This window comes from Cryptosporangium sp. NPDC051539 (assembly GCF_044454545.1).
In the GTDB taxonomy this organism is placed as follows: domain Bacteria; phylum Actinomycetota; class Actinomycetes; order Mycobacteriales; family Cryptosporangiaceae; genus Cryptosporangium.
The window spans coordinates 1-1,131 of record NZ_JBITDV010000043.1; the positions used below are offsets into that span (position 1 = coordinate 1).

Annotated in this window: 2 protein-coding genes; both read right to left on the reverse strand. The window is 65.1% G+C overall.

The genetic code is table 11. The annotated features are described in order from the left end of the window. Positions 1-106: 106 nt before the first annotated feature. The gene (locus ACIBZJ_RS43225; RefSeq protein WP_395939435.1) at positions 107-511 is read right to left on the reverse strand and encodes a type II toxin-antitoxin system VapC family toxin; all 405 of its coding nucleotides are present in this window, start codon (positions 509-511) and stop codon (positions 107-109) included. Beyond that, positions 508-705, reverse strand: a complete 198-nt coding sequence (locus ACIBZJ_RS43230) for a hypothetical protein (protein ID WP_395939436.1) — start codon at positions 703-705, stop codon at positions 508-510. Before ACIBZJ_RS43230 ends, ACIBZJ_RS43225 begins: the two co-directional genes overlap by 4 nt. Positions 706-1,131 lie beyond the last annotated feature (426 nt).

Below are 1,131 nucleotides of genomic sequence, written 5' to 3' on the forward strand. Positions count from 1 at the left end.
CCGTGGGGAGGTCCATGCGAGCATGGACCCCGGCGGACGCCGCGGGCGAAGCTTGTAATCGGGCGGTTAGGGGTTCAAGTCCCCTCACCAGCTCTAGCTCAGCTAACTACGGGCCAGTCCAAATTTCGAGGCCATCGTGGGTCTCGAACTCGGCGAAGTCCTTCGTGTTGAAAGTGGCGAGGGGCACTCCGTGGACCAGGCAGCAGGCTGCGATCCAGGTGTCGTTCTGCGGACGCGGTCGTCCGCGGAGCTGGGCGCCGGCCTGCACCGCACCCCAAGTCTCGGCGACGCGGCGGCTGTAGGGGAGGACGACGACTTGGTTGTAGAAGGAGACGAGTGACGCGGTTCGTCGCGGGCCGAAGTCGCGGACCAGCCGCCAGCGTTCTAACTCGGCGACCGTGACAAACGTGATGGCAAGGTCGTGGCCGGTGAGCCGGGTGGCAAGCGGACCGGACAGCCGACCGCGCAGGATCGCCGATGCGACGTCGGTGTCGAGGACGACGTAGCTCACGCCGACGCGGCTCCCCGTCGTGATGCGTAGAGATCGGCGAGGAACTGTTCGTAGTCTTCGTCGCTCTCCCAGAGTTCGGGATGCGCCAGCTCGCTTAGTGAGGTTACGCGCTTGACGCCCTGGCGCCGTGCGAGTTCGTCCAGGCTGGGCTCGTCGTCCTGGGGCGGGGCTACCGGATGCGGATGGGCGGTCATGATCACCTCTCTCGATACTCCTTCAGTGTGCCATCAGCGAGGGGTTCGAGACGTCCTCCCTAGGGCCGCCGTGGATGAGCCGCTCGCGTGTCACGAGATGTCACGATGCCCGCGCAACGGTGTCGGACCTCGGCGGACGTCGTCGGACGGAACAACCGCGCTGAACAGCGTCGGAGCGGACTCCGGCAACCGGTGGCGGACCACCCCGGACGCGTCGCACCGCACTTGTAATCGGGCGGTTAGGGGTTCAAGTCCCCTCACCAGCTCTGTTCTGACCAGGAAATATACGTCGAGCTTTTGACGGTCAGCGGGTTGCCGTCTCGGTGGGGTAACTAGGGCGTGTTTGGTAAGTCGGTCAGAGCCACTCGGTGATGGCTGTGATGGTGAGGACGGCTTGGTATCGGACGGCGAGTTTGTCGTAGCGGG

What these genes read in the sequence shown, in the direction of transcription:
- ACIBZJ_RS43230 (WP_395939436.1), bottom strand. Translation starts at nt 705, where the DNA reads ATGACCGCCCATCCGCATCCGGTAGCCCCGCCCCAGGACGACGAGCCC.